Annotated in this window: 26 protein-coding genes; 8 read left to right on the forward strand and 18 right to left on the reverse strand. The window is 72.9% G+C overall.

Features of this window, described 5'->3' with window-relative positions:
• Positions 1-43: 43 nt before the first annotated feature.
• From ACLJPY_RS01750 to ACLJPY_RS01795, 10 genes are read right to left on the reverse strand one after another with little or no spacing between them, the layout of a single operon-like run.
• Positions 44-1,663: a class I adenylate-forming enzyme family protein gene (locus ACLJPY_RS01750; protein ID WP_410586186.1), complete on the reverse strand. Its 1,620-nt coding sequence runs from the start codon at positions 1,661-1,663 to the stop codon at positions 44-46.
• A complete protein-coding gene (locus ACLJPY_RS01755) occupies positions 1,660-3,222 on the reverse strand; it encodes a CoA transferase (protein ID WP_410586187.1) in 1,563 nt (520 codons plus the stop codon). Before ACLJPY_RS01755 ends, ACLJPY_RS01750 begins: the two co-directional genes overlap by 4 nt.
• The gene (locus ACLJPY_RS01760; RefSeq protein WP_410586188.1) at positions 3,219-3,368 is read right to left on the reverse strand and encodes a hypothetical protein; all 150 of its coding nucleotides are present in this window, start codon (positions 3,366-3,368) and stop codon (positions 3,219-3,221) included. The genes ACLJPY_RS01755 and ACLJPY_RS01760 overlap by 4 nt, the downstream gene beginning before the upstream one ends.
• On the reverse strand, positions 3,365-4,150 hold the full coding sequence (locus tag ACLJPY_RS01765; RefSeq protein WP_410586189.1) for a class I SAM-dependent methyltransferase: 786 nt from the start codon (positions 4,148-4,150) through the stop codon (positions 3,365-3,367). The genes ACLJPY_RS01760 and ACLJPY_RS01765 overlap by 4 nt, the downstream gene beginning before the upstream one ends.
• Positions 4,151-4,160: 10 nt before the next feature.
• Positions 4,161-5,717: a class I adenylate-forming enzyme family protein gene (locus ACLJPY_RS01770; protein ID WP_410586439.1), complete on the reverse strand. Its 1,557-nt coding sequence runs from the start codon at positions 5,715-5,717 to the stop codon at positions 4,161-4,163.
• An 11-nt stretch (positions 5,718-5,728) separates the two neighbouring features.
• A complete protein-coding gene (locus ACLJPY_RS01775) occupies positions 5,729-7,090 on the reverse strand; it encodes a protoporphyrinogen/coproporphyrinogen oxidase (RefSeq protein ID WP_410586190.1) in 1,362 nt (453 codons plus the stop codon).
• The gene (locus ACLJPY_RS01780; RefSeq protein WP_410586191.1) at positions 7,087-8,043 is read right to left on the reverse strand and encodes a UbiA family prenyltransferase; all 957 of its coding nucleotides are present in this window, start codon (positions 8,041-8,043) and stop codon (positions 7,087-7,089) included. The genes ACLJPY_RS01775 and ACLJPY_RS01780 overlap by 4 nt, the downstream gene beginning before the upstream one ends.
• Positions 8,040-8,711, reverse strand: coding sequence for a class I SAM-dependent methyltransferase (locus ACLJPY_RS01785; RefSeq protein ID WP_410586192.1), 672 nt, complete (start codon positions 8,709-8,711; stop codon positions 8,040-8,042). The genes ACLJPY_RS01780 and ACLJPY_RS01785 overlap by 4 nt, the downstream gene beginning before the upstream one ends.
• 5 nt (positions 8,712-8,716) lie before the next feature.
• Positions 8,717-9,856 carry a DegT/DnrJ/EryC1/StrS family aminotransferase gene (locus ACLJPY_RS01790; protein ID WP_410586193.1) on the reverse strand — a complete coding sequence of 380 codons (1,140 nt, stop codon included), beginning with the start codon at positions 9,854-9,856 and terminating at the stop codon, positions 8,717-8,719.
• Positions 9,853-11,058, reverse strand: a complete 1,206-nt coding sequence (locus ACLJPY_RS01795) for a DegT/DnrJ/EryC1/StrS family aminotransferase (RefSeq protein ID WP_410586194.1) — start codon at positions 11,056-11,058, stop codon at positions 9,853-9,855. Before ACLJPY_RS01795 ends, ACLJPY_RS01790 begins: the two co-directional genes overlap by 4 nt.
• Before the next feature lie 254 nt (positions 11,059-11,312).
• Between ACLJPY_RS01795 and ACLJPY_RS01800 the strand changes: the two genes are divergently transcribed.
• The 6 genes from ACLJPY_RS01800 to ACLJPY_RS01825 are packed head-to-tail and all read left to right on the forward strand — an operon-like array spanning position 11,313 to position 16,771.
• Entirely contained in the window at positions 11,313-12,299 is a 987-nt protein-coding gene (locus ACLJPY_RS01800; RefSeq protein ID WP_410586195.1) for a hypothetical protein, read from the forward strand.
• Complete coding sequence (locus ACLJPY_RS01805) at positions 12,289-13,143, forward strand: sugar phosphate isomerase/epimerase family protein (RefSeq protein WP_410586196.1); 855 nt, start codon at positions 12,289-12,291, stop codon at positions 13,141-13,143. Before ACLJPY_RS01800 ends, ACLJPY_RS01805 begins: the two co-directional genes overlap by 11 nt.
• Complete coding sequence (locus ACLJPY_RS01810) at positions 13,137-14,405, forward strand: M20/M25/M40 family metallo-hydrolase (RefSeq protein WP_410586197.1); 1,269 nt, start codon at positions 13,137-13,139, stop codon at positions 14,403-14,405. Before ACLJPY_RS01805 ends, ACLJPY_RS01810 begins: the two co-directional genes overlap by 7 nt.
• On the forward strand, positions 14,386-15,477 hold the full coding sequence (locus ACLJPY_RS01815; protein ID WP_410586198.1) for an Ldh family oxidoreductase: 1,092 nt from the start codon (positions 14,386-14,388) through the stop codon (positions 15,475-15,477). The genes ACLJPY_RS01810 and ACLJPY_RS01815 overlap by 20 nt, the downstream gene beginning before the upstream one ends.
• Positions 15,474-16,370 carry a Gfo/Idh/MocA family protein gene (locus ACLJPY_RS01820; RefSeq protein WP_410586199.1) on the forward strand — a complete coding sequence of 299 codons (897 nt, stop codon included), beginning with the start codon at positions 15,474-15,476 and terminating at the stop codon, positions 16,368-16,370. Before ACLJPY_RS01815 ends, ACLJPY_RS01820 begins: the two co-directional genes overlap by 4 nt.
• On the forward strand, positions 16,367-16,771 hold the full coding sequence (locus ACLJPY_RS01825) for a DUF6917 domain-containing protein (protein WP_410586200.1): 405 nt from the start codon (positions 16,367-16,369) through the stop codon (positions 16,769-16,771). The genes ACLJPY_RS01820 and ACLJPY_RS01825 overlap by 4 nt, the downstream gene beginning before the upstream one ends.
• Before the next feature lie 57 nt (positions 16,772-16,828).
• Here ACLJPY_RS01825 and ACLJPY_RS01830 read toward each other — a convergent pair whose 3' ends face one another.
• From ACLJPY_RS01830 to ACLJPY_RS01845, 4 genes are all read right to left on the reverse strand, one after another.
• Positions 16,829-17,362 (reverse strand): EF-hand domain-containing protein, encoded by a 534-nt coding sequence (locus ACLJPY_RS01830; RefSeq protein WP_410586201.1) that lies wholly within the window; start codon positions 17,360-17,362, stop codon positions 16,829-16,831.
• A gap of 79 nt (positions 17,363-17,441) precedes the next feature.
• A complete protein-coding gene (locus ACLJPY_RS01835) occupies positions 17,442-18,695 on the reverse strand; it encodes a nucleotide sugar dehydrogenase (protein ID WP_410586202.1) in 1,254 nt (417 codons plus the stop codon).
• Entirely contained in the window at positions 18,692-19,009 is a 318-nt protein-coding gene (locus tag ACLJPY_RS01840) for a hypothetical protein (protein ID WP_410586203.1), read from the reverse strand. Before ACLJPY_RS01840 ends, ACLJPY_RS01835 begins: the two co-directional genes overlap by 4 nt.
• 496 nt (positions 19,010-19,505) lie before the next feature.
• Positions 19,506-19,955 carry a hypothetical protein gene (locus ACLJPY_RS01845; protein WP_410586204.1) on the reverse strand — a complete coding sequence of 150 codons (450 nt, stop codon included), beginning with the start codon at positions 19,953-19,955 and terminating at the stop codon, positions 19,506-19,508.
• 141 nt (positions 19,956-20,096) lie between these two features.
• Here ACLJPY_RS01845 and ACLJPY_RS01850 point away from each other — a divergent pair, with 141 nt between their 5' ends.
• The gene (locus tag ACLJPY_RS01850; protein WP_410586205.1) at positions 20,097-21,266 is read left to right on the forward strand and encodes a sensor histidine kinase; all 1,170 of its coding nucleotides are present in this window, start codon (positions 20,097-20,099) and stop codon (positions 21,264-21,266) included.
• A gap of 21 nt (positions 21,267-21,287) precedes the next feature.
• Positions 21,288-21,932: a response regulator gene (locus ACLJPY_RS01855; RefSeq protein ID WP_410586206.1), complete on the forward strand. Its 645-nt coding sequence runs from the start codon at positions 21,288-21,290 to the stop codon at positions 21,930-21,932.
• On the opposite strand, the gene ACLJPY_RS01860 is transcribed toward ACLJPY_RS01855, so the two are convergent.
• The 4 genes from ACLJPY_RS01860 to ACLJPY_RS01875 form a co-directional block, all read right to left on the reverse strand.
• Positions 21,813-22,388, reverse strand: coding sequence for an RDD family protein (locus ACLJPY_RS01860; RefSeq protein WP_410586207.1), 576 nt, complete (start codon positions 22,386-22,388; stop codon positions 21,813-21,815). The genes ACLJPY_RS01855 and ACLJPY_RS01860 overlap by 120 nt on opposite strands.
• A gap of 80 nt (positions 22,389-22,468) precedes the next feature.
• On the reverse strand, positions 22,469-23,809 hold the full coding sequence (locus ACLJPY_RS01865) for a GH1 family beta-glucosidase (RefSeq protein WP_410586208.1): 1,341 nt from the start codon (positions 23,807-23,809) through the stop codon (positions 22,469-22,471).
• 33 nt (positions 23,810-23,842) lie between these two features.
• Entirely contained in the window at positions 23,843-24,682 is an 840-nt protein-coding gene (locus tag ACLJPY_RS01870; protein ID WP_410586209.1) for a carbohydrate ABC transporter permease, read from the reverse strand.
• Positions 24,675-25,634 (reverse strand): carbohydrate ABC transporter permease, encoded by a 960-nt coding sequence (locus tag ACLJPY_RS01875; RefSeq protein ID WP_410586210.1) that lies wholly within the window; start codon positions 25,632-25,634, stop codon positions 24,675-24,677. Before ACLJPY_RS01875 ends, ACLJPY_RS01870 begins: the two co-directional genes overlap by 8 nt.
• Between the last annotated feature and the right edge of the window lie 2 nt (positions 25,635-25,636).

Below are 25,636 nucleotides of genomic sequence, written 5' to 3' on the forward strand. Positions count from 1 at the left end.
GGAGAATGATCATCGAGTCGACGCCGAAGGAGCCACGACTGGGTCAGCGGCGATCTGCCTCTGGCGAGTCTCTCGATGAGCCGCGCCTCATCGCCTCGGCCGGGCGCCGACTGTCGCAGGTGGCGAGCCGGATGAGGGTGGGCCGGCAGATCTTGCCGGTCGGGCCCAAAGGCAGGCTCGGAAGGACGATCAGGCTCTCCGGGAGCTTCACCGGTTCGAGGTCGTGGTGGGTGCGGAGGTAGTCGGTCAGCTCGGCCAGGTCGGGTTGAGGGTGGTCCCGGTGCGGCACGATGCAAGCGCACAGGCGCTCGCCGAGGTCCGGGTCCGGGAGGCCTACGCAGGTGACCTCGGCCAGGGCGGGATGGCCGGCGAGGCACAGCTCGACTTCGGCCGGGCTGATCGTGCGGCCGCCGCGGAGGATGATCTGGCTGGTGCGGCCCGTTACGTGCAGTGCGCCCTGCTCGTCGAGGAAGCCTTGGTCGCCGGTGCGGACCCAGCCGGTGAAGGTGCGGTGCCGTGCGTTCAGCTCCTGATCGGCCACATAGGACAGTGGTGTCATCGGGCCGCGCGCGTGGATTTCGCCGGTCGTGCCGGGTGGGAGGGGCCGGCCGGCTTCGTCGGCGATGGTGATTGCGGCGACGGCCGGGGCGGGGCGGCCGTCGAGTGCGTTGTGGCAGTTCACGCCGTCGGTTGAGCCGTAGACGAGGATGACCCGGGTGTGGAAGCAGGCGCGGATCCGGCGTTCGGCTGGAGGCGGCATGGGCGCTCCGCTGGACACCAGCGCGCGGAGGCCCCGCGGGCGGCGGCCGGGGTGGCGTTCGGCGAGGCGGCTCAGCATCGTGGGTACGCCGAACACGTGGGTCGGCTCGTGTTCGGCGATCGCGCGCAGGGCGGTATCCGGGTCGAACCGGCGCTGCACGATGAGTGTCGCGCCGAGGGCCGCCACCGTGACCGGGATCCCGCACGAGCCGAACGACGACGACAGCGGCACCAGCACCAGGTTGCGCATCGGGGCGTCGTCGCCGTGGAGCGCGCGCACGTAGTTCGCGCGCCCACCGAGGAACGCGTCGTGCGAGTAGGCGACCATCTTCGGTTCGGTCTCCGAGCCGGAGGAGACGAGGATGCGCGCCGGGTCGCCGGAAACCACCTCGGGCGTGGGACGAGCGGCCGCCGCGGAGGTGGCGAAGTCCTCGGGGGCAAGGGTCGCCCGCAGCCAGGGCAGCGTCGGCAAGTCGGCGCCGGTTCCCCGGTCGACGAGCAGACCGGTCGCCCTGGCCCGGCCCAGGAGACTGAGCGCGTCCTTGCTGCCCCGCCCGGCGGGGAACGGCAGGGACACCGCGCCGATGGCGGCCACCGCCAGCTCGGCCGCGACCGCGTGCCTGCTGTTGACCATCCGGATGCCGATGACGTCGCGACGGCCGAGCCCGGCGGCGAGCAACCCGGCCGCGGTGGCCGAGACGACGTGGTCGAGTTCGGCGTAGGTGACCGGGCCGGCGTCGTCGATCACCGCCTGCCGATCCGGGTGCGCATCCACGTGCCCGGTGAACGACCGGTAGATGTCCGTGCCGGGACACAGCCCTTGCCGCACCCACGCGCGCCGCAGCTCCTCGGGTACGAGGTCCGGGATCGGGACGCCCGCCGTCGACGTCCAGACCGCGCTCACCGGAATTCCCACGGTGGCCGGTTCAGGGCGGCGGCGAAGCGGGGATCCACGCTCAGCGCGCCGAGGTCGGTCGTCACGGCCACTGCGGGCACACCGGCCGCGCGGAGCCGGGTCAGCAACTCCTCGGACGTCCATTGTGGAGTGTCCTTGTGTGTGGCGGACACGGCGACGTAGCCGTCCGCGGTCCGCACCGGACGGCGGAACTCGCTTCGGGTACGGGGAACCGCGCTCGCCGCGGACAGCAGCGACGTGTCGGCCCGGCAACCGGCGCCAGTGCGTTCCCGGCGGCCGAGCCCGGCGAGCACACCGACCGCGCAGACCAGTCCGCCGAGCACGTCGGTGATCGTCATCAGGGACGGGGCGGGTGGCTCGCCCGGCGGACGCAGCGCCGCAGCGAGCCCGCTGTGCGCCTGCACGACGTAGTCCGTGCCGAGCGGTGGACGCCGGCCGAGGTGCGGGCCCCAGCCCGACGCCGCCGCGTACACCAGCCCGGGACGCACCGCCGCCAGGTCCGGCGCGTCCAGGCCCCACGCCGCGGCCTTGCCCGGCGCCCAGTTGTGCAGGAACACGTCCGCGCGGGCGACCAGTTCCTTCGCCGCTGCTCGCCCGGCCGGCTGCGTGAGGTCCAGTTCCACCGCGTCTTTGCCCGCGTTCAACGCCGCGAACCGCGCGGACACGCCGCCGGCCAGCGGAGGTACCCCGCGCGCCGGGTCGCCGCCCGGCGGCTCGATCCGCAGCACGTCCGCGCCGAGCAGCCTCAGCACGTGTCCCGCCAGCGGTCCCTGGACGCGCCGCGCCGACTCGACCACTCGTGTCCCCCGCAGCGGCGTGTCGAGGCCGGGGTCGGCCCCCGATTGCGGAGCGCCGCCCGGCAACGGCGTGAAGGTCCACACCGGTACCGGCGGCGCGGTACCGATGGGCACGACGCTCACCTCGCACGCGGTACCGGCGCGGTGGATGTCGGTGAACGAGTGCGCGGACAGCACGTCGTGCAAGGCAGCGGGCAACGGGCAGGTCGCGGTCGCGAACCGGTGCTGGAACGGCGGCCAGCCCCGGCGCAGCGCCGGTTCCGCGGCCCCCATTGTCCGCCAGAACCGTTGCCAGTCCTCGGCCCGGAGGGTTTCGATCTCGAAGCGGACGCCGTCGCCGGACACGAACGGCGGCGGAACGCCGACGGCGTGGGGCGTGTCGTCCGGCCAGCACGCGAGGTACTGGCCCACCGACAGCAGCGCGGCTTCGGCGACGGAGGTGCGCACGGCCGACACCTGCACCCCACGGGCGCGGGCGAATTCCGCGGCGAGCATTCCGGCCGCGGCGAGCACGCCGGCCACCGCGGTCGCGTAGTCGACGGCCAGCGGCTCGGGGGCGCCGCGGGCCCGGCCGTGGACGTGCATGATCCCGCAGGCCGCCTGGACGAGCACCTCGTCGGTGAGCGGCAGGTCGACCGGACCGGCCCAGTCGACGACCGGCTCGACCGCGCCGCTACTCGCGCCGAGCGTGGCGAGGTGGCCACCGGCGAGCCGTGCCGCCGGGTGGGCGGTCGAAAGGGCCGCGGTCATGCTGGCCGCCGCCCACGGAAAGTGCCGAACACGCATAAATACGCGCCGACGACCGGCTCGACCGCGCCGACACTCACGCCGAGCACCGCGAGGTGACCACCGGCGAGCCGCACCGCCGGGCGCGCGATCGACAGAGCCGCGGTCATGCCGGCCGCCGACCGCGCACGGTGTAGAACACGCACGAGCACGCGCGGAAGTCCTCGTGCGTCATGACGTCTCGCACGCGGGCGAGGTCGTCGTCGGAGAAGCCGACCGCGAGGAACTTGTCCCGTAGGTGGCGGGTGTGGTGGACCAGCAGCTGCAGGCCGGCGGAGTCGCGGTCCCACAGGGTCACGTGCGGCCGCGCCTCCATCTGCTCCAGACCGGCCGACGTCATGGCCGCGCCCGCCGAACTCCCCCACGTGCCCAGCGCGCCCGCTTGCCGCATCAGCTCGGCCTTGGCGTCGAGGAACCGTTCGTACACTTCGGTTTCCGGGCCGGCCAGCGCCGGTCCGTAGGCGATGTCGAACTCGTCGAGCTGCAGCCAGCCGCCCGGTTTCAACGCCCGCACCAGCTTGCCGAGCACGGCGATGCGCTCGGGCAGGTGCAGCAGGACGAGCCGGGCGTGGATCAGGTCGAACCGCTGCTCCGGCAGGGCGTCCCGGACGATGTCGTGCCGTTCGGACGTGAGGCCGGGAGCCGGGCGGATGTGCCGGGGGTTGATGTCGGTGGCCAGGACCCGGCCCGTGGGAGCGACCCGTCCGGCGAGCCAGTGCGCGATGCTGCCCCCGCCCGCGCCGACCTCGAGGCACTGCCATCCCGGGCCCACGCCGGTCGCGGCGAGCGATTCCGTGGTGGCGGGGTCGTAGGCCGCGGCCAGGCAGCGGTGCTGCTCGTCGCTGTGGGTGCTGTCGTTGTCGAAGACGTAGCGCCGGTCGGCGAGGGTCATCGTGCTCCCTTCAGGTCCAGCGACCGGAACCCGCGGTTGCGGCGTTCCCGGTGAGCGCGGCGAGCAACGCGGTACGGCGGACCTTCCCGGTCCCGGTGCGGGGTACGTCGTGCCACGGCAGCACCACGGGAGCGGCCAGGCGCGGCAGGTCCGCGACCGCGGCCGACCAGGCCGCCTGGTCCAGCGTGCCGTCGGCCGTGACGACCACCGGCAGCGGCGGGGCGTCCGACCGGCCGAGCACGACGCACTCGACCACGGTGTCCAGGCGGTCCTCGACCACGTCTTCCACGGCGAGGCAGCTCATCCCCGGCACGGTGTCCACCTCGCGGTCCAGCAGGCGCACGGATCCGGTCCGGGTCAGCACCCCGACGTCGCCGGTGTTCCACCACCCGCCCGCGCACTTGCTCCGGAACCGCTCGGCCTCGCCGACGTACCCCAGGCAGCGCGCCGGCGTGCGGACCTGCACGACACCCGGACGGCCGCGCGGAACCGGGTCGAGTGTCGCCGGGTCGACGACGCGCAGCCGCGTGCGCAGGGGAATGGGGCGGCCGGCGTTCCGCCAGGCAGCCGACTTGCGGCCCAGGAAGCGGAACGTGATCGGGCCGGTTTCGCTCTGCCCCCAGCCGTGCATCCACAGTGGACGCCGGCGAGCCGACGCGGCGAGGTAGCCGCGGACGGTCGGCGGGTGCACGGCGTCGTAGGTGCTCGCGAACAACCGGACGTCGCGGAAGGCGTTGTCCAGCCGTGTGGTCAGTGGTTGCAGCCGCACGTAACCCGCGGGCAGGGCCTCGATCACCGTCGGCGGGTGGGCGCGCAGCACGGGGTCGGCCCGGTCCGGGTCGGTGTCGGTCAGCACCACGATCTTCCTCGGGGCGAGGCAGAGCACGCTCGCCGTCCAGCAGAACGTCCGGCCGTGCGCGTACGAGCTGACGTTTGCCACCGTGTCACCGCGGCGCACGCCGGCCACCGGCAGGCGGCCGGCCTCCAGCCGGGCGAGGGCGCCGATGATCGTGCGGGTGGAGTGCGTGACCAGCTTGGGGAGGCCGGTCGTACCCGAAGTGTGCATGATCACCAGTGGCTCGTCTTCGCGTGGCCGGACCGGTGGCGGAGGGACGGCGTGGCGGAATTCGCCGACGTGGGCCGCGCGCGGGTGGCCGCGGTCGACGGTCACCGTCACCCGGCAGGCGGCGGTCAGGTCGACCCCGGCCGAATCGGCCGCGGTCAGCACCTCGGCCGTGGTGACCAGGACGGCCGGGGAGAGCCGGCCGAGCAGGACGGCGAGGGACTCGGGCGCCAGGTGCCCGGACAGCTTCGCCGGCACGGCACCGATCCGCACGGCCGCGCAGGCGAGCAGGTCGTAGTCCCAGTGGTTGTCCTTGACGATCGCGACGCGGTCGCCGCGCCGGGCCCCGGCCACGGCCAGCCAGCCCGCGGCCGTCCGCACCAGCTGGGCGAGTGCGGGCACGTAGTGGGTTGTACCGGCGTCGGGCGCGATGTCGAACGGCCGGTCGAGGTGCACCACAGTCGGCACGCCGCGGTCGGCGCACTCGTCGAACAACAGACCCATGTCGTACGGCTTCACACCAGCTCCTTCGCACGAACCGGCGCCCGGAGATACGCGAGCACCCGCGACACGGCGCGGGCCGCGGAGCGCACCGCGCCCTCGCTGCTCGGACGCAGGAACTCCCAGTCGCCCGCGTAGTCCACCGGATACCGGCCGCTGCGGGCGGCGAACCCCGCCCGCAGGCGCAATGCCTCCGGGGTGGCCTCCGGCAGTCCGTGGCGGAACCGGTGGGTGAACGTCGTCGTGACGGCGTCGGCCAAGCCGGGTACGTACCGCGTCGCCGGCTCGACGAGGGCGGCGGCGACGGTGTCGTCCGGGGCATCCAGGAGCCCGGGGATCGCCGTGGGGTTGGTCATCAGGGTGAGCAGTCCGCGGCCCGCCGGCGCGCGGCCACGGTGTTTGACGTGGTCGAAGATGATCCCGGCCAGGACCGGTTCCTCGGCGGCGGGGGTCAGCAGCGTGTAGAGCGCCTTGCGGCTGTGGAGGGCCAGTGGGCGGTCGAGCAGGCAGCTGACCTTCAGCGTGGGGGTGAACGTGCACGCGTCCACGAACCGGCGTACGGGTTCGCGCCCGTCGGTGTGCAGCTGCGCGGCGGCGGGTGCGGGAACGCAGAGCAGGGCGACGCCGGCGGTGACCGGGCCGCGGTCGGTGGTGAGCACGGCGATCCCAGTCTCGGCAGCCACCTGCGTGACGGTGGTCCCGGTACGCACGTCGAGGTGCCCGGCGAGCTGGCGGGCGAGGGTGTCCATGCCGTCGCGGTAGGTGCGCCACGTCGAGGGCGGGCCGACGTCGAGCATGAGGCTCACGAACGGCGCGGCGGCCGAACGTTCCGGCTGCCAGCCGAAGAAGCTGCCGACCACGGGCTGGAACAGGTAGTCGTGGAGGTCGGGGTGGTACCGGCGGGCGAGCGCCGCGACGGTCGTGTCCCCCAGCGGACTCGACTCGGGCACGTCGGGGTCGAACCGAGGCCGGTGCCGGGCCGCCCAGGCCAGGAACCGGGCCAGGTCGACGCGGGCCCGCCCGCCCAGGCCGGCCCCGCTGACGAGCCCGCGGGGGTCGGACACCCCGCTGTGCGCGGCGCCGTCGCGCCACATCGCGATGGGGCCGCCGATCCGCGGTACATCCGCCTCGGCCAGCGCGGTGCGGCGCAGCAGCTCCCACGTCGCGCGGTACCCGCTCGACGGGATCTGTTCCGCGCCCTCGTCCATCGTGTAGCCCACGTGGCGGTGGCTCGCCATGCGGCCGCCGACGCGGGGGCGCGTCTCGAACACCCGCACCGCGAGGCCCGCCCGAGCCAGTTCGTGCGCCGCGGTGAGCCCGGCGATCCCGGCTCCGACCACGGCGACGTCGACGTCCGTCGCCCGTCCTCCGGTCATTGCGTGACCGCCAGGATGAGGTTCGCGGCCACGAGCAGCGCGGCGCCCACCCGGTGGGCGGTGAACCCGATCGCCCGGGCGCGCAGGATGTCGCCGCGTGGGCCGAACCCGGTGCCGAACTGGCGGATGCGCAGGACGGTGACGGGCAGCATGAGCAGGACGAACCACCACGGGGCCACGCCGGTCGCCGACGCCACCGCGCCGAGGAGGAACTCCCCCAGTGACACGGCCGCGACGAACCGCCGGTTGCCGCGAGGGGTCGTCAGCGCGGCCACCGTCGGCCGGCCGACCGCGCGGTCACCGGCGATGTCGTTGGTGTTGGAGTACACGCCGAACAGCAGCGGCCCGAGCCCGAACAGCAGCGCCTGGACGAGCACGAAACCGTCGGAACGGCCGGTGATCAGGCCGTAGGGCGCGAGCACCATGACCCAGCCCAGTGCGGCGATGTACGCCTCCTGGAAGCCGTGGTAGCTGATCTTCAGCCCGTACGAATACTGGATTCCGACGACGAAGTTGGCCACGATCAGCCAGATCGTCCACTGTGGAGCGTGCGGGGCGGTCACCACCGCGACGGCGAAGACGGCGGCGCCGGCGATGGCCGTCAGCCAGCCGAAGCACACGACCTCGGGTTCGGTCAGCGCCCCGGTCACCAGGGGTTTGCGCCGGGCGCGGCGCAAGGTCGGGTTGGCGCGGTAGTTGGCCGTGTCGCTGCCGTCGCGGTATCCGGTGAGGTCGTCGAACGCCACCAGCGAGGCGGTCATGAGGACGGCGCCGAGCCCGAACAGGCCGAGCGTCACCAGCGCCGCGACGTCGAAGTCACCGATCGGCAGCAGGACCGCGGACAGGACGACCGGCAGGCTCAGGTAGTAGTCGAACACGTCGAGTTTCGCGAGCCTCGCGTAGGTGACGGCCTTGGACTCGCGCGCGGTGGACGGCAGTGCCCGGACGGTCATCGGCCGGCCTGCCCGCCGAGGGCGATGAGCGCGGCGAACGAGCGGTCGCCGCCGTAGTCGACCATCCGCTCGTCGACGACTTCGGCTCCCGGCAGCAGCCGGACGTACTCCTCGAGCGAGCGCAGGCGCGACCACTTGCTCACTGGGACACTCGCGTGTTCGTACTCGATGAGCGTGAGGTACCGGGTGGATTCCGCGATCACCCGGCAGGTGTCGGCGAGCCGGCTTTCGTCGAGCACGTGCATCAGGACCCACACGCACACCGCGGCGTCGTACCGTTCGGGTGGTGGCCGCAGGCGGTCGGCCCGGACGCAGGCGAACTCGACGGCGGGCAGGTGGCGGCAGGTATCCCGGGCCTGGTCCAGCATCGCCGGTGTCATGTCGATGGCGTGTACCCGCTCGGCGTGGGCGGCGATGGTCGGCGTGAGCCGTCCGATGCCGCACCCGATTTCCAGGGCCTGCCGCGGACGCCGGCCGAGGCGCTCCGCGACGAGCGTGAGCTGGTGGGCCACGACACCACGGGTCTGTTCGGTCACGCCGGCGTTCAGGCTGTCCGGTTGCGAGCACCGCATGACCCGGCGCAGGCCGGTCCGCCGCGCGCGCTCCCGCCACTCCTCGGCGATCTCGTCCTCGGTCGCTTCCCGGGTGCCGCCTGCCGCACTCGTCATCGTGTTCACGGTCTCGGGTCCTTCCGGTCGGCGAACCGGCACACCGCGGCGGCGATGTGCTCGACCTGTGCGTCAGTCAGGTGGGGGTAGACGGGCAGCGCCAGGATGGTCTCGCTGGCGGCCGTCGCGTTCGGCCACTCCGCTCCCGGTGGGGCGTATCCCGCGAACGCGGGCTGGGCGGGCAGCGGGGCCGGGTAGTACACGTGCGTGCCGATGCCGAGCGCGGCGAGGTGCGCCGCCAGCTCGTCCCGGCGATCGGCCCGCAGGCAGTAGACGTAGTAGCAGCGTCCGTCCCGGCCGGCCAGTGGTGGCGTGATGCCGCGGTCGGCCAGTGGCGTGAACTGCCGGGTGTAGTACTCGGCGATGTCGGCGCGGCGCGCGAGCCGGGCGGCGAGGCCGGGGAGCCGTCGCAGCTGGAAGGCGGCCTGCACCTCGTCGAACCGGCTGTTGTACCCGACGCGGTGGTGGACGAACCGCCGCTGCCCGTCCTGCCCGTGGTTGCGCAGCATCCGGACGGTCCGGGCCAGGCCGGGGTTCCGGGTGACCACCACGCCGCCCTCGCCCGGCATCCCGAACGACTTCACCTGGACGAAGGAGAAAACTCCCGCGTCTCCCCACGTTCCCGCCGGCCTGCCGCGCAGGGTGGCGCCTTGGGCGACCGCGGAATCCTCGACGAGACGCAGTCCGCGGCGGGCGGCGATGTCCTCGAACGCCGGCATGTCGGCCATGACCGAGAACTGGTGGGCGGGCATGATCGCCTTGGTACGCGGGGTGATCGCCGCTTCGGCGAGCTCAGGGTCCAGCGTCATGGTGTCGGGCCGTACGTCGGCGAACACCGGGGTGGCGCCCGCGGTGACCACGGTCGCGGCGAGCGGCGCGCAGCCGAAGGCCGGCACCACGACTTCGTCGCCGGGGCCGACGTCCAGTGCGGCGAGCACGAGCGACAAGGCGGACGTGCCGCTGCCGCAGGCCACCACGTCGGCGCCGGCGACCGTGTCGCGCAGCGCCTCCTCGAAGCGTGCCGTGTGGTCGCCGAGGATGAACCGCTGCGCGGGGGCGGTGCCGAGGTCGTGGACGATCCCGATCAGCGCGGCGCGGTCGGCCTCGAACAGGTCCGGCGGGAAGAACGGCAGCGTCGCGGTCATGACGCACTTCCCGTGTAGTGGCGGCGGATCTCCGCACACACGCGATCGACCTCGGCGAGCGTGAGATCCGGGTAGAGCGGCAGCGCGATCGTGCGGCGGCAAGCGTCCTCCGCGTGCGGGAAGTCGCCCGGCCGGTGGCCGAGGCCGGCGAAGCACGGCTGCAGGTGCAGCGGCACCGGGTAGTAGACCTCGGTGCCGATCCCCGTGGCGGCCAAGGCGCTCGCCAAGCCGTCCCGGTCGTCGACCTCGGCCACGTAGACGTAGCAGACGTCGCGATCGTCCCCGCCGCCGGTGACCGGACCCGGCACCCGGCGCACGCCGGGGGTGCCGGCCAGGCGCTCGGTGTAGGCGGCGGCGAGCTCCGCCCGCCGGGCGATGTCCTGCTCCAAAGCAGACAGTTTCGCGAGGAGCACGGCGGCCTGGACGTCGTCCATCTTGCTGTTCACCCCGGCCAGTTCGCTGCCGGTCCTGATGGCGGGGAAATCGCCGAGCGTGGCGCCCGGGCGCCCGTGGTGCCGCAGCGCGGCGACCTTCGCGGCGATCCCCGCGTCATCGGTGAGCACCGCACCCGCGTCACCGAGGGCGCCGAGTGTCTTGCTGGGAAAGAACGACAGCACGCCACCTGCACCGTGCAGCCCCGCGTGCTTGCCCTGTCGGCGCATGCCGATCGCCTCCGCGCTGTCCTCCAGCAGCGTGAGCCCGTGCCGGACCGCGAGCGTGGCGAACGCGGCGACGTCGGCCATCCGGTCGAAGAGGTGCACCGGCATGACCGCACGCGTGCGGGCCGTGATCGCCCGCGCCGCCGCTTCGGGGCACATCTGGTACGTCACCGGATCGATGTCGGTGAACTGGGGCCGTCCGCCCGCGTGGACGACCGAAGTCGCGGTCGCCACGAACGTGAACGCCGGGACGAGCACCCCCGCGCCGTCGCCCAGCCCGCACGCGCGCAGCAGCAGGACCAGTGCGTCGGTGCCGCTGTTGACGCCGACGACGTGGGCCGCGCCGGTGTACTCGGCCAACCGGCGCTCCAGCCGGGCCACTTGGGCACCATGGGAGAACTTCCCGCTGTCGACCACTTCGTGCAGCCGCGCCTCGATCTCCGGCCACAGCCGCCGGAAACCGGCCGCCTGCGTGAAGAACGGGACCGGCGCGGATCCGGCAGCGGGGTGCTTTCCCTTGTGGGGCAGGGAGGTTACGGACATGGCTCCTCGTCGGTCGCGGATGGACGCCCTTCGAACGTAGCCCGCCACGGGCGAGTGCGGCGAGGGATTCAGCCCGGAATCATCCGGTCGAGGCGCGGGCGTGCCTCAATGGATCAACGCCCGGCGACGCAGTGCGAAGGCGGACAACCGGTCGCGGCGGCCGGACTGTCGCAACGGACCGGACACAGCGCTACGGTCGGTCGTGTTCCCGTTGCCGCACATGGCGAATCCCACGTCACGACGAAAGGACGGCGATGCCGCACACCGTGGTCGCAGGGCTCGGGCGTTCGGGCGCGGGCCTGCACGTGCCGGTACTGCGGCGCTTGCGCGCGAAATTCCCGGAACTGCTCGGATCTCAGCCGATCGTGGGTTTCGATCCCGCGGCCGGAATGGCTCTGCGTGACGGCGGCGTGGACATCGTCGCCGACTCGCTCGACCGGCTCACCGCGTTCGTCCCGCCGGACGACACCGTCGTGCACGTGTGCACTCCGCCCGCCACCCGGGTCGACGTGCTCACATCGCTTGCCGCGCAGGGGTTTCGGCGGCTGGTGGTCGAGAAGCCGGTCGCCGGGGACCTCGACGCGCTCGCGTCGATCGAGCGGCTCCGCACCGGGCACGGCCTCGACGTGGTCGTCGTGACGCAGTGGCTCGCCTCCGCGCTCACCCGGCGGCTCGCACGGCTGGCGCGGGCCGGGAACCACGGTCCGCTCGCGTCGATCACCGTGCGCCAGGACAAGCCGAGGTTCGCCCGTGCGAAAGACCCGGCGCACACCGATGCGTTCGACGTGGAGGTTCCGCACGCCCTGGCGGTGGCGCTCACCATCGCCGGACCGGCCGAGCTGACCGGCGCCGGGTGGACCGACCCGCACGCCGGACCGCTGGCCGGCGCCTGGTTGTCGGTGCAGCACCACGGTGGCCCGCGCACGACCATCCACTCCGACCTCACGTCCCCGGTCCGCCGTCGCGAAATCACCTTGCGCCTGCGGGACACGACCGTGGTGGGGCACTACCCGGTCTCCGCCGACGACCACCACGCGCAGCTGCGGGTCGGGGCCGGTCCGCGGGCGGTGTTCGAAGACGAAGCACTCGGCGCCTTCCTGCTCGCGGCCTACCGGTACTTCTCCGGCGCCGCGGCCGCGCCGCCCGGCGAGTTCGCCGTGCACGCGGCCGTGGTGCGGTTGCTGGCCGCGGCCCGCGACGCCGCCCGTTCGCCCCGGATGGAGCCCGTCCGTGCGCGCTGAGACCTGGCCGGCCGGTGGACTGGCCGGAATCGGTGACGAAGCGGCCCCGGACCTCGACGGCCAGCTCGCCGCCGTGCGGACCCTCGGCTGGGACGCGCTGGAACTGCGGACCGTCGACGGGCACGCCGTCGCCGACCTCGACCGGGCCGGGCGCGACCGGCTGGTCCGGGCGGTGCACGCGGCCGAGCTCACCGTGGTGTGCCTCGACTCCCGGATCGGCGGCTGGGCCGGTTCCGTGCTCGACCCGCTCGACCGGGACACCGCGGAACTGTCGGCACTGGCCGGGCTGGGCGCCGAGCTGGGCACGCCCTTCGTGCGCATCATGTCGTATCCGAACGCCGGGCTGCCGGAGGACGCCTGGCGGCGGGCGGTCGTCGAGCGGATCCGCGTCCTCGCCGACCTGGCGGCCGAAGCCGGGATCACCCTCCTGCACGAGAACTGCGCGGGCTGGGCCGCGACCAGCGCCGAACGCGGCCTCGAACTGCTCGACGCGGTCGGCAGCCCGGCGCTGCGGCTGCTGTTCGACGTCGGCAACGGGGTCGCCCACGGCTACGACGCGCCGGCCCTGCTGGCCGAGCTGCTCCCGTTCGTGGCGCACGTCCACGTCAAGGACGCCGTCGACGGCGAGGCCGGCCCGGTCTACACGCTGCCGGGCGACGGCCGGGCCAGGGTGGCCGATTGCCTGCGGCTGCTGCGCTCCGGCGGGTACACCGGCGCGCTGTCCCTCGAGCCGCACCTGGTTACGCGCCCGCACGAGGGCCGGTGGGCCGACTCGGCGGGCGCGTCGCCGTTCGTCGCCGCCGGACGCCGGCTGGCGAAGCTGGTCGAGGCGACGCCGTGCTGAGCCCCGCCGACCACGACCTGCTCCTCGAGCTGCTGCGCATTCCCACGGTCAACCCGCTCGAGGGTGCGGGCGAGGACAGCGACCTGCCGGCGGCGCAGCGGGTCTTCGCCGCTGCCGCCGCGGCGGCCGGGCTCACCGCCGTCCACCACACCGCGCCGGATCCGGCCGTCCTCGACCGGGACGACGTGCCCCTGACCGTGCGGGAACGCGCCGGAGACGCGAGGTTCCTCGCGGCGCAGCCGAGCCTCGTGCTGCGCCGCGGACCGGCCGGCGCGCCGGCCGTGATGTTCAACGTGCACCTCGACACCGTCGCCGGGATCGAGCCCGCCGGCTTCGACGGCGTCCGGTTCACCGGCCGCGGGGCCATCGACGCCAAGGGCCCGGCGGTGGCGATGCTCGCCGGGGTGCGGGCCGCGCTGCCCGTCCTCGGCGACCGGGTCGCGGTCCTGGTGCAGGCCGTCGCCGGAGAGGAAGGCGGCGCCATGGGCGTCTACGGCACCCGCCCGCTCGTCGAGGCGGGGCACGTCGGGCGGCTCAACGTGTTCTGCGAACCCACCGGCCTGCGCTACCTGACCAGGTCGACCGCGGCGATGACGGCCTGCGTGACCGTCGACGGCACCGGCAGCATCGACGACGAGCCCGGCGCCGGGCACAACGCGACCGTGCTGCTCGGTTTCCTGGCCCAGCACTTCGCCACCGCACTGGACGGCGCGGAACCGGGTGGGCGGGTGTGCGTCGCCGGGCTGCACACCGGCACGGCCCACAACCGCGTGTACGGCACCGGCCGCCTGCTGCTCAACCTGTCCTACCCGACGGCCGCCGCGGGCCGCCGCCTCGAGGAGCGGGTCGCCCGCGCGCTGCGGTCCGGGCTCACCCAGTTCCGCTACCGCTTCCACGCGACCCGGGAGCTGCGCCGGACCGCCGAGGACGCCGCGAAGATCGTCTCCCTGCGGTGGCACAAACGGGGCCTGCCCGCCCTGGACTGCCGTGACCGGTGGGCGACCGGGCTGCTCGACGCGGCGGGCGTCGCCGCCTGGCCGCCGGCCGAACCCGGCTTCACCTGCGACGCCATCTGGATGCACGACGTGCCCGGTACGGCCACCGTCGTCCTCGGGCCCGGCGAGCTCGCGGGCAACAACGCCCACGCCACCGGCGAGTTCGCCGAACTGGCCCAGCTCGACGCCTTCGCCGCCACCGTCACCCGCGTGCTCACCGAGTTCGCGGCGCGCCACGAGGAGGACCATGTCCCTGACCCTGCCTGACACCGGCATCCGCGTGCCGTACGCGGACCTGCTGTCGTTCACCACCGGGTTGTTCCACGACCGCGGCGTGCCCCCTGCACGAGCGGAGACCGCCGCCACGGCCCTGCTGTACGGCGACCTGCACGGGCTCGGGTCCCACGGCCTCGCCAACCTGCGCCGGCTGTACCTCCCACTGTTCGACGCCGGCCGGTGCGACCCCGCAGCCGAACCGGAAGTGGTCCGCGACACCGGCCCGGCCGCGGTGGTCGACGCCGGCACCGCGCTCGGGCTGTGGGCGGCCACCGAAGCCGTGGAGCTCGCCGCGGACAAGGCGCGCGAGCACGGCGTCGGGCTCGTGTCGGTGCGCGGGGGCACGCACTTCGGCTGCGCCGGGCACCACGCGGCCGTCGCCGCCGCACGCGGCATGATCGGGGTGGTCGCGAGCAACTGCGGTGGCCAGCGGATCGCGCGGCCACCCGGAGGAGCGGTGGCGATGCTGGGCACCAATCCGCTGAGCGTCGCGGCACCGGCCCGCCCCGGCCGCCCGTTCGTCCTGGACATGAGCACGACCGTCGTGCCGACCGGCCGCGTCCGGGCCGCCGCGCGAGCGGGCGAGGCGATCCCCGGCGGCTGGCTCGCCGACGAGCAGGGGCGCCCCGTCACCGACCCAGCGGCGTTCGACCGCGGCCAGGCCCACCTGCGGTGGCTGGGCGGTGTTCCGGAAACCGGTGCCTACAAGGGTTTCGGCCTCGCTCTCGCGGTGGAGCTGCTCGCCGCGGCGCTGTCCGGCGCCGCCCTCGGGCCGGGCCCCGCGGCACTCGGCGGCGACGGCGGACCGCACGGTGTGGACGACGACATCGGCTACCTGGTGCTCGTCATCGCCCCGGAGACGCTGCGGCCCGGTGGCGGGTTCGCCGGCAGCGTCCGCACGATGTTCGGCACGCTGCTGGACTGCCCGCCCGCGGCGGACGCGGACGCGGTGCGCTACCCCGGGTGGCTGGAGGCGGAGCGGGCCGCCCGGCACCGGGCAGAGGGCGTGCCCCTCGCCCGGGACGTCCACGAAGACCTCCTCGCGCTCGGACTGCCGCGGTGATCCGGGTCGGTTTGGTCGGTCTGGGCGTGATCGGGGCGTTCTACCGGGCGGCGATCGCGGCGCGGCGCGACCTCGGCCTCGCCGCGGTGTGCGACCTGCGGCCGGAACTGCTCGACGATCTCCTCGCCTGCTACACCGACCACCGCCGGATGTTCGCCGAAGCCGGCTTGGACGCGGTCGTGGTCACCGTGCCGAACGACGCGCACGCCGCCGTCTGCCGGGACGCGCTCGCCGCCGGTCTCGCGGTGTGCGTCGAGAAACCGCTGGCGACCACGCTGTCCGACGCCGTCGACCTCGAGCGCCTGGCGCAGGCGGTGGGACGGCCGTTGTTCACCGCGTTCCACCGCCGGTACAACGACAACCTGCTTGCGCTGCGGGCCGCCGTGGAGGTCCCGGTCCGGCACGTGACCGTGCGCTACTTCGAACGGATCGAGGACCACGTCGGGGTGGACGCGTGGTACCTCGACCCGGTGCGGTGCGGCGGCGGCTGCGTGGCCGACAACGGGCCGAACGCGTTCGACCTCGTCCGGCTGTTCCTCGGCGACGTCACGGTCACCGACGTCGAAATCGAGCGGGACGGCGGAGTGGACCGGCGGGCCGTGGTCGCCTTGCGCGCGTCCTGCGGGGCGACCGCGCGGGTGGAGCTGGACTGGTCGTTCCCCGGCGAGGTGAAGGACGTGCGGGTCGTGTCGGCGGACGGCACCGTCCGGTACGCGGACCTGCTCGCCGGCCACCCGGGTTTCAAGCAGTCGCTGAACCACGAATACCGGGGTGTGGTCGCCGAGTTCGCCCGGCTCCTGCGGACCGGCGCCGTCGTCGCGGGCGATGGCCTCGCGGCGCTCGAACTCGTGGAGTCCTGCTACCGCGCGGAAAGCCGGGTGAGCCGAGCGTGACGGACGAGAACGGTGCCAAACGCACGGTCCGCGGTGCGCTGGTGAAGGTGTTGCTGCACCGGCGCGACGAGCGCGGCATGACCCTCGAGCCGCACGCGAGCCGGTGCGTGCGCGAGGGCGAGGTGCACGAACTCGTGACCACCGATCACGCCGAAACCGCACCGGGTGCGCGGATCGACCGGGTGGGCTTCCTGGGGTTCGCCGAGCTGCACAACGCGGGCGTGATCGACCGCGGCGACGAGGTGCGGATCGGTGGCCGGCTGGTCGGGACCGTGCACGGGTTCGACGCCTGTCACTTCCCCAACCACTACAACATCCTCATCGCGGTCCCGGTGCCGGTCTCCGGTGGTGACCTCGCGCTCGCGCCCGAACTGCCGGTGACTTTCGGGCCGGTGGGCTGAGCGGCCCGCGGGCGGGACGGCCCCCGACAGGGCCGCCCCGCTCCGCGTCACGGCTGCTCAGCCCAGCAGGGGCACGTCGAGCTTGCCGTAGTGGAAGTTCCGCACCGCCGCGAGCAGTTCGTCGACGGTCAGCTCACCGCTGTTGTCGGTGTCGATCTGGCGGAACGCCTCCTGTGCGGCGGACTGGTCCACCCCGACACCCCGGAGGTAGGTGAGGAACTCCTGCCGGTCGATCACGCCGTCGTCGTTGCGGTCGCAGAGCCCGACGATGGCCTGCATCACCGGCCGCAGGACCCGGTTGAAGCTCGCCTCCCCCTCGGAGAACATGAGCCTCTCGTTGATCCGGATGAACTGGTCCTCGGTGACCGACCCGTTCGGCGGAACGCCCGCCTCCCGGGCGTGGAAGTCGAACAGGTTGCGGAAGGCGTCCCGCAGGGCGCGGGCCTCCTTCGACTCGGGCTGGGCGCCGAACGCGCCCGCGACGCGCTCGGCCTCGCGCTCGAAATCGGTGCGTTCGAGCGTGCCGTTGCCGTCGACGTCCCACTTGGCGAACCGCTGACGGAGCCGGTCGGCGGAGATTGCGGTGGTCATGGCAGGGGAATCCTTTCGCTGGTTTGACGCAGTCGGTCGTTGACGCATCCGCCCGGGCCGGTACCTGGACCCGGGACGATCACAAAACCCTGACGCGGCACCCGGCGGCTTTTCCCCGGGTGTCCAGCAGGAGCCGGGCCGAGTTCACGAGCGCGGCGAGGTCGTACTTCCGGTGGTCCTGCAGCAGAATCGTCAGGTCGGCGGCCGCCGCGGCGGCGCACGCGTCGGTTTCCTCGCGCAGCGACCGGCCGGCCACCTCGAACCCGGACGCGTACGGGTCGTGGTAGGCGACCTCCGCGCCCCGGGCGAGCAACTGCGCCGCGATCGGCCGGGCCGGCGACTCACGCACGTCGGGCACGTCCGCCTTGTAGGTCACGCCCAGGAGCAACACGGAGGCGCCCCGCAGGTCGCCCAGCAGCGTCTCCGCCCGGTCCACCACCCGTACAGGCAGGCCTTCGTTCACCTGCGCGGCCGCCTCCACCAGGGAGAAGGTGAAGCCGTCCTGGCCGGCACGGGTGGTCAGGTACACCGGGTCGACGGGAATGCAGTGCCCGCCCACGCCGGGGCCCGGCGTGAACGACGCGAAGCCGAACGGCTTGGTCCCCGCGCAGTGCACCACGTCCCACACGTCGATCCCGGTCGTGGCGCAGTACCCGGCGAACTCGTTGACCAGCGCGATGTTCACGAACCGGTAGGTGTTCTCCAGCAGCTTGGCCAGCTCGGCCTCCCGCGTCCCCCTGGCCACGACGACCGAGTCGACGAACCGGCTGTAGAACGTGGCGCAGTACTTGGCGCACAGCGGCGTGTACCCGCCGATCACCTTCGGTGTGTCCGCGAGCCCGAACCGCGTGTTGCCCGGATCGATCCGTTCCGGCGCGAACGCCAGGTAGAAGTCTTCGCCGGCCCGCAGCCCGCTGCGCCGCTCGAGGATCGGCAGCACGACCTCCTCGGTCGTGCCGGGGAAACTGGTCGACTCGAGCACGACCAGCGTGCCCGGCCGCAACCGGTCGCCGAGGGTCGCACACGCCGCGCGCAGCGGTCCGAGATCCGGCACGCGATCGGCGGTCAGGCCGGTCGGCACGCAGATCACGACGGTGTCCGCGGCGCCGAGCCGGGCCGGATCGGCGCTGGCGGTGAACCCGGAGTCCAGCATGGCGGCCACGTCGGCGTCGGACACCCCCGCCACGTGCGACCGGCCCGCCGCCAGCGTCGCGACAACGGCGTCGTCGACGTCGAACCCCCTGGTGCGAAGGCCCGACCGGCAGGCCGCCTCGGCGAGCGGCAGGCCGGCGTAGCCCAGCCCGATCACCGCCAGGTCCCGGCCCGGACTCACCCGCCGACCGAGAACGAGCCAGTGCCCGGGGCCACGTGCGTGCCGTACCCCGGCTGCACCGCAACGCTCGGCGTCGCGCAGAAGGGGTCGACGTAGGTGTTGACGACTTCGTCGGTCTCGTTGACGAGCACGTGCGCGGCGGCCGGCAGCCGCTGGCAGCCGGCCGGGTCGTCCCACTTGTCGAGCGCTTGTGCTTCCGTGGAGAACACGACGACCCGGCCGCCGTCCGCAGGATCGGCCGACGCGCTCGGCCCCACGGCGAACACGAGCGCGAAGAACACGATTACCGCGCCCGACGCCAGTACTTTTTTCATCATTACCTCCACCAATTGCGCAGCTCTCCGGCCGAATTTAGCAATGGTGGAGCGACGCGTCAGGAGGTTCGACGGCAATCGCCCGGAAAGGGTGGAAGCCACGGTGACAGCGCCCCGAAGACGAACACTCTGCGTTGTTTCTGAGGCGGTTCCCACTCGCAGGTCGAGTACTCAGGGCGAGTTCGGACGTGCACACGGTAGCCGGATCTTCGCCGTGGCCGCAGATCCGATCCGCGGATCAGCAGCTCGGCCCCGGGTCGCCGCCGGCGTTCCGCAACTGCAGCCGGGGTAGCCGATGTGACACTCCGTAGCGGTGACGTACCGCCCACCCAATAAACTCGCATAAAGTCGAACGGCCCGCAGAAAAGTTCCGGTGAGCAGTGACAATGGGGCCGGTATCGGGCTCGTGCCGCCGACCGGCGTCCGGAGAACCAGCGATTTCCGCCCGCCGCCGTCGCCGGGATCGGATCGCGGCGGCTCACGCGGGGCAGCGTCGTCACGTCTGCCGGTTGACGACCCGCAGGATGAGCCACTGGTCGAACCAGGCGCCGGCGGTGGTCACGACGAGCATCACGAGGCCGAGGATCAGGTGCGTGTAGCTGTGCAGCGGCGCGGCGCTGTCGGTCAGCTTCGCCAGCCCGAACTGCAGGCCCAGCCGCAGCGCGAACAGCACGGCGACGAGCGCCAGTGCCTGCTTGCTGCGCCAGACCGCGCGCAGGTACTTGCGGCGCCGCGACAGCAGCGTGAACCACAGCGTCAGGTGCACCGCGACGAGCACGAGCGGCAGGAAGACCACCCAGCTGTACCGGTCGCTGAACTGGAGGCTCAGGTCGTTGCTCGCGACCAGCAGCCCGACGAGCACGAAGTACCAGCCCGGCAGCCCCTCGATCTTCTCCGGCCGGGTTCCGGCCACCGCCGTGTCCTCTCGCGTCAAAAATCGATCCATGCTCGTCAGCTTCGCGGAACCGGCCGCGGGAGCGATCAACCGGCGGTACGAAGTTGCCGTCGCCGGCTCATACCCAGGTACGAACTCCGGTCCCGGTCCCGGACGCGACGCCGGGCCGCCCGGTGCGGCACCATCGGGCAGGTGACCGACCGCATCCCGTGGACCGGCCGCCGCGGCCCGCTGGTGGCCGAGGCGGCCGTGCTCGGCGTGCTGGTCGTGCTCGACCTGGTCTTCGCGGCCCGCGCGGTGCCGGGCCGGGGTGAGCTCACCACCGTCGCGATCGAGTTCGCGCCGGGGGCCGGCCCGGTCGTCGCGGTGCTCGCCGTGCTCCGCCGCCGCTTCCCCGACCACGTCGCCGGGCTGGCCAGCGCCGTCTCCGGGCTTTCCCTGCTGGGCTCGGCGATCGCGGCGGCGGTGGCCGTCGCGGGCACGCGGCTCCCACCGCAACCCGGCGCCGCCGAAACCCTCGCGATCGCCCTGCTGGTCGGCGCCTCCTGCCACCGGCTCTCCCCGCGCGCGGCCACCGTCCAGGCCGTGCTCGGCGGCTGCGCGGCGACGCTCGCCCCGATCCTGCGCTACGGCACCGGCTCCCCCGCCGCGCTCTACGCCGCCGGCGCCGCGGTGATCTGGGGCGGCGCGCTGGCCGGCGGCCTGGTGCTGCGCGACGCCGACGTCCGCCACCGCGTCGACGTCCTCGAACTCCGCTCCGCCGAACGGCTCAAGCTGGCCCGCGAGCTGCACGACCTCGTCGCGCACCAGATCACCGGCATCGTCGTGCGCGTGCAGGCCGCGCACCGCGTCGCCGAGCGCACCGGCGGTGACACGGCGACGTTCGCCGAGCTGGAGACCGCGGGTGCCACGGCGCTGTCGGCGATGCGCCGGCTGGTCGGCGCGCTGCGGACCGGCGACGAAGACCTCTTCGTGCCGCCCGCCGACCTCGCCACCGCCGTGGATCGCGCGGTGCCGGACGACGACCGCATCCACCTCGACGTCAGCCCGGACCTCGGCGAGCTCGCCGTCGCGCCGGAGGTCGTGACCACCGCGCACCGGCTGCTCACCGAGTCGCTCACCAACGTCCGGCGGCACGCGCCCGACGCCGCCGAAGTGCGGGTGCTCGTCCACCACGAGCCGCCGGGCGAGGTCCGCGTCGAGGTGGTCAACGACGGCGCCGCACGGCCCGCGCGCCGGGGCGGCTACGGCCTGCTCGGGATGGCGGAGCGGGTCGCGGCGGTGGGCGGTACGGTGCACGCGGGACCGGAGGACGGCCGGCGCTGGCGGGTGGTCGCGCGGCTGCCGCTGCGGCCGGACTGACCGCGGCGGAGGGGAGAGCGGGTGCCGACGCGAGTGTTGATCGCCGACGACCAGACGATGGTCCGCGCGGGGTTCCGGCTGATCCTCGAAGGCGAGCCGGACATCGAGGTCGTCGGCGAGGCCGCCGACGGCGACCAGGCGGTGCGGCTGGCCCGCGAGCTGCGCCCCGACGTCACGTTGATGGACATCCGGATGCCCGGCGTGGACGGGCTGCGCGCGACCGAGCTGCTGGCCGGCCCGGACGTCCCGGACCCGCTGCACGTGGTGATGGTGACGACGTTCGGGCTCGACGAGAACGTGCACGCGGCCCTGCGCGCCGGGGCCTGCGGGTTCCTGCTGAAGGACGCCGGGCCGAACCTGCTCGTCGAAGCCGTGCACGCGGCCGCCCACGGCGAGGCGCTCGTCTCCCCCGCGATCACCACGCGGCTGCTCGCGCACTTCACGCGCGGAACGTCCCGGCCCGCGCCGGAAACCCCGCTCACGCCCCGGGAACTGGACGTCGTGCAAGCCGTGGCGCGCGGCGCGACCAACGACGAGATCTGCCGCTCACTGGTGGTTTCGCTGCCCACGGTCAAAACGCACATCGGCGCCGTCAAACGCAAGCTGGGGGCCCGCAACCGCACCGAAATCGCCATCTGGGCGTGGGAAAGCGGCCTCGTCCGCTGACTCTTCGGTCCGGCGCTTCGGGACGCGCTCGACGACCGTGCGCGCCACGACGTCGCCGAACCGCTGCCGGCGGCGCGTCACGAGCATCACCACGGTGCCGGCGAGGCCCCAGGCGAACCCGTCGACCACCATCAGCAGCTCGCGGACGAGGAACGCACCCAGCGTCGGGTGGCCGCCCTCGAGGGTCCGGACCCGCAGGCGCAGCCAGCGCATCGCCGGCGTCTGCCCGCCGTGCCGGTGGGGCCACCACACAGTGACGAACATGAGCCCCGCGAAGTCCAACGCCAGCATCGCGTAGACGACGACCTTCAGGAACGTCAGCAGGCCCGGGCCGTGCGGGTGGAACAGCCAGACCACCGCGATCGCGAGCAGCAGCACCGGGACGAAGACGAGCAGCTCGTCGAGCAGGAACTGCACCAGGCGGCGGCCGACAACACCGATTCCCGGACGGGTCATCCGCCCATGATCCCACCCCCGCGCGCCGGCGCGCGCTGAGCGGGCTCATCCCCGGGGCCGGGGCCGCCACGACGCCGGTGTCAACGGCGGCCCCGGTGCTCGGCGATCAGATCGGCGTAGAAGTGGCCGCTGGCTTTGACGGTCCGCAGCTGCGTGCCGTAGTCGACCCGGACGAGGCCGAACCGCTTGTCGAGGCCGTTGTCCCACTCGAAGTTGTCCAGCAGGGACCAGGCGAAGTACCCCTTGACCGGGGCGCCCGCCTCGACGGCCGACGCGACCGCCGTGAGGTGCTCCTCGAAGTAGGCGATGCGGTCGTCGTCCCGGACGGAGCCGTCCTCGGCGACCTTGTCGTCGAACGCGGCACCGTTCTCCGTGATGTAGATGGCTTCCGCGCCGTAGTCGTCGTGCAGCCGGTGGATCAGGTCGGCCAGCCCCGGACCGTGGATTTCCCAGCCCATGGCGGTGGTACCCGCGCCCTCCGCCGGCACCTGCCTGGCGAAGGGCGCGGGGCCGGTGGGATCGTCCTCGACGATCTGGCGGAAGTAGTAGTTGAGGCCGTGGTAGTCCGTGGGCGCCGCGATGACGTCGAGGTCGTTGCCGAGCACGGGCGGCTCGACACCGTAGACCTCGAGCATGTCGGCCGGGTAGCCGCGCCCGTTGGCCGGGTCGAGCCACCACCGGTTGACGTGCCCGTCCATCCGCTTCGCCGCGGCGACGTCTTCGTCGCGGTCCGAGGCGGCTTCGATGCCCGACAGGTTGCAGACGAGGCCGATGCTCGCGGGGCGGGCGGCGTGCGCCCGGACCGCTTCCACACCGAGCCCGTGGGCCAGCAGCAGGTGGTGCGAGGCGGCCACGGCCTGCTTCAGATCCTTGACCCCGGGCGCGAACCGGCCCTCGAGGTAGCCGAGCCAGGCGGCACAGAGCGGTTCGTTGATGGTGCTCCAGTCCCGCACCCGGTCGCCGAGCCGGGCGGCGACGACCGCGGCGTACTCCGCGTAGGCGTAGGCGGTGTCCCGCTCGGGCCACCCGCCCGCGGCCTGCAGCGCCGACGGCAGGTCCCAGTGGTAGAGGGTGACGAACGGGCGGATCCCGGCTTCGCACAAGGCGTCGACGAACCGGTCGTAGTGGTCGAGGCCCCGGGGGTTGACCTCGCCGCGGCCGGTGGGGATCACCCGGGGCCAGGCGATGGAGAAGCGGTAGGCGTCGAGACCCAGCTGCTTCATGATCGCCAGGTCTTCGGGCCAGCGCCGGTAGTGGTCGCACACGACGTCACCGGTGTCGCCGTTGTCGATGGCCCCGGGTACCCGGCAGAAGTCGTCCCAGATGGACGGCAGGCGGCCGTCGACGTCGACGGCGCCCTCGACCTGGTACGCGGCGGTGGCCGCACCCCAGAGGAACTCCGCGGGGAGAGAAAGCTTCAAGGCAGGACCTCATTCAGGGAGTGCGTGGGTGGGCTACTTGACGGCGCCGGCGGTGAGCCCGGAAACCAGGTAGCGCTGGAAGAGGAGGAACCCGGCGACGATCGGCACCGAGACGATCAGGCTCGCGGCCATGACCTGGTTCCAGTACACCTGCACCTGGGTCGAGTACTCCTGGAGGCCGACGGCGAGTGTCCTGGTGTCCGAGTCCGTCATGACGGAGGCGAACAGCACCTCGCCCCAGGCCGTCATGAAGGAGTAGATCGACACGGCGACGATGCCGGGGACCGCGGCGGGGATGACGACGCGGATCAGTGCCCCCACCGGCCCGTTGCCGTCGACCATCGCGGCTTCGTCGAGCTCCTTCGGGATGGAGTCGAAGTAGCCCGCGAGCATCCAGATCGCGAAGGGCAGCGAGAAGGTCAGGTAGGTCAGGGTCAGGCCGAGGCGGGAACCGTACAGGACGATACCGGTGGTGTTGCCGATGCTGACGAAGATCAGGAACAGCGGCAGCAGGAACAGGATGCCGGGGAACATCTGGGTCGACAGGACGGTCATGGCGAAGAAGTTCCGGCCGCGGAACTTGTACCGGTTGATGGCGTAGGCCGCGAAGATGGCGATCAGCACCGAGCAGATGGTGGCCGCGCCGGAGATGACCAGGCTGTTCAGGAAGTACTTGGCCAGCGGGATGGTCTTCCAGATGTCGAGGAACGGCTGGATCGTCAACGTCGTCGGAATCCACTGCCACGCGCCTTGGACGTCCCCGAGCGGCTTCAGCGACGTGGACACCATCACGTAGAGCGGCAGCAGGGTGAACAGCGCGAGGAAGCCGAGGACGATGCGGCGGGCCCACGGGACCCAACGGGGCTCAGACACTGGCCGTCCTCCTCCGGCGGGCGGTCAACGCGAGGTACCCGGCGCTGACCAGCATCAGGAACAGCAGCAACAGCACCGACATGGCGGAGCCGAGGCCGAAGTTCCAGGTCACGAACGAACTCTGGTAGATGTGGATGGAGATCAGCGACGCCTCGCGCGGGGCGGACTTCCCGAACAGGACGTACGGGGTGTTGAAGTCGTTGAACGTCCACAGGAACAGCACGAGCAGCAGCACCTGGTTGACCGGCCGCAGCATGGGCTGCGTGATCGCCCGGAACTGGGTCCACCAGCCGGCACCGTCGATCGAGGCGGCTTCGTAGAGCTCGCCCGGGATGTTCTGCAGCCCCGCCATGACGATGAGGAAGGCGAACGGCCAGTTCCGCCACACCGAAACGGTGACGAGCGACCAGAAGCTGTTGTCCCCGATCAGCCAGAACGAGTGGGTGCCGAGCAGGCTGTTCACCAGGCCGGTGTCGCGTTGGAACATGAACGACCAGGTGATGACGGCGGCGTACATCGGCAGCGCGTACGGAACGAGGAACAACGTCCGCAGCAGCCCGCGCCCGCGGAAGCTGCGCTGCATCAGGACCGCGGCGGACGTGCCGAACAGCCAGCAGAACCCCACCGACAGCACCGTGTACTCGACGGTGATCCCGAACGAGTGCGCCAGCGCCTTGCCCGTGGCGGTGTCGAAGTCGAGGACGAACTTGTAGTTGTCGAGGCCGGCGCCCGGGGCCGCCGACCAGTTGCGGATGTAGTACTGGGTCAGCTTGACGAAGCTCATCACGACGCCGACGAGCATCGGGATGACGTGGATGAGCAGTTCGAGCAGCAGTGCGGGCAGCAGCAGGAGGTACGGGAGGGCCGGGCGGCGGCGCTTGCGCCGCGGGCTGCCGGGCCGGGGGGCTCCGGCCGCCTCAGCGGCCGGAGCCCCCCGAACAGCGGTCGTCATTC

It is taken from the genome of Amycolatopsis sp. lyj-23 (genome assembly GCF_046549135.1).
Taxonomy (GTDB): domain Bacteria; phylum Actinomycetota; class Actinomycetes; order Mycobacteriales; family Pseudonocardiaceae; genus Amycolatopsis.

Coding starts and splice junctions, on each gene's coding strand:
- ACLJPY_RS01755 (WP_410586187.1), bottom strand. CDS start 3,222: ATGACCGCGGCCCTTTCGACCGCCCACCCGGCGGCACGGCTCGCCGGT.
- ACLJPY_RS01760 (WP_410586188.1), bottom strand. CDS start 3,368: ATGACCGCGGCTCTGTCGATCGCGCGCCCGGCGGTGCGGCTCGCCGGT.
- ACLJPY_RS01765 (WP_410586189.1), bottom strand. CDS start 4,150: ATGACCCTCGCCGACCGGCGCTACGTCTTCGACAACGACAGCACCCAC.
- ACLJPY_RS01770 (WP_410586439.1), bottom strand. CDS start 5,717: ATGGGTCTGTTGTTCGACGAGTGCGCCGACCGCGGCGTGCCGACTGTG.
- ACLJPY_RS01775 (WP_410586190.1), bottom strand. CDS start 7,090: ATGACCGGAGGACGGGCGACGGACGTCGACGTCGCCGTGGTCGGAGCC.
- ACLJPY_RS01780 (WP_410586191.1), bottom strand. CDS start 8,043: ATGACCGTCCGGGCACTGCCGTCCACCGCGCGCGAGTCCAAGGCCGTC.
- ACLJPY_RS01785 (WP_410586192.1), bottom strand. CDS start 8,711: ATGACGAGTGCGGCAGGCGGCACCCGGGAAGCGACCGAGGACGAGATC.
- ACLJPY_RS01790 (WP_410586193.1), bottom strand. CDS start 9,856: ATGACCGCGACGCTGCCGTTCTTCCCGCCGGACCTGTTCGAGGCCGAC.
- ACLJPY_RS01795 (WP_410586194.1), bottom strand. CDS start 11,058: ATGTCCGTAACCTCCCTGCCCCACAAGGGAAAGCACCCCGCTGCCGGA.
- ACLJPY_RS01800 (WP_410586195.1), top strand. CDS start 11,313: ATGCCGCACACCGTGGTCGCAGGGCTCGGGCGTTCGGGCGCGGGCCTG.
- ACLJPY_RS01815 (WP_410586198.1), top strand. CDS start 14,386: ATGTCCCTGACCCTGCCTGACACCGGCATCCGCGTGCCGTACGCGGAC.
- ACLJPY_RS01830 (WP_410586201.1), bottom strand. CDS start 17,362: ATGACCACCGCAATCTCCGCCGACCGGCTCCGTCAGCGGTTCGCCAAG.
- ACLJPY_RS01840 (WP_410586203.1), bottom strand. CDS start 19,009: ATGAAAAAAGTACTGGCGTCGGGCGCGGTAATCGTGTTCTTCGCGCTC.
- ACLJPY_RS01845 (WP_410586204.1), bottom strand. CDS start 19,955: ATGGATCGATTTTTGACGCGAGAGGACACGGCGGTGGCCGGAACCCGG.
- ACLJPY_RS01860 (WP_410586207.1), bottom strand. CDS start 22,388: ATGACCCGTCCGGGAATCGGTGTTGTCGGCCGCCGCCTGGTGCAGTTC.
- ACLJPY_RS01875 (WP_410586210.1), bottom strand. CDS start 25,634: ATGACGACCGCTGTTCGGGGGGCTCCGGCCGCTGAGGCGGCCGGAGCC.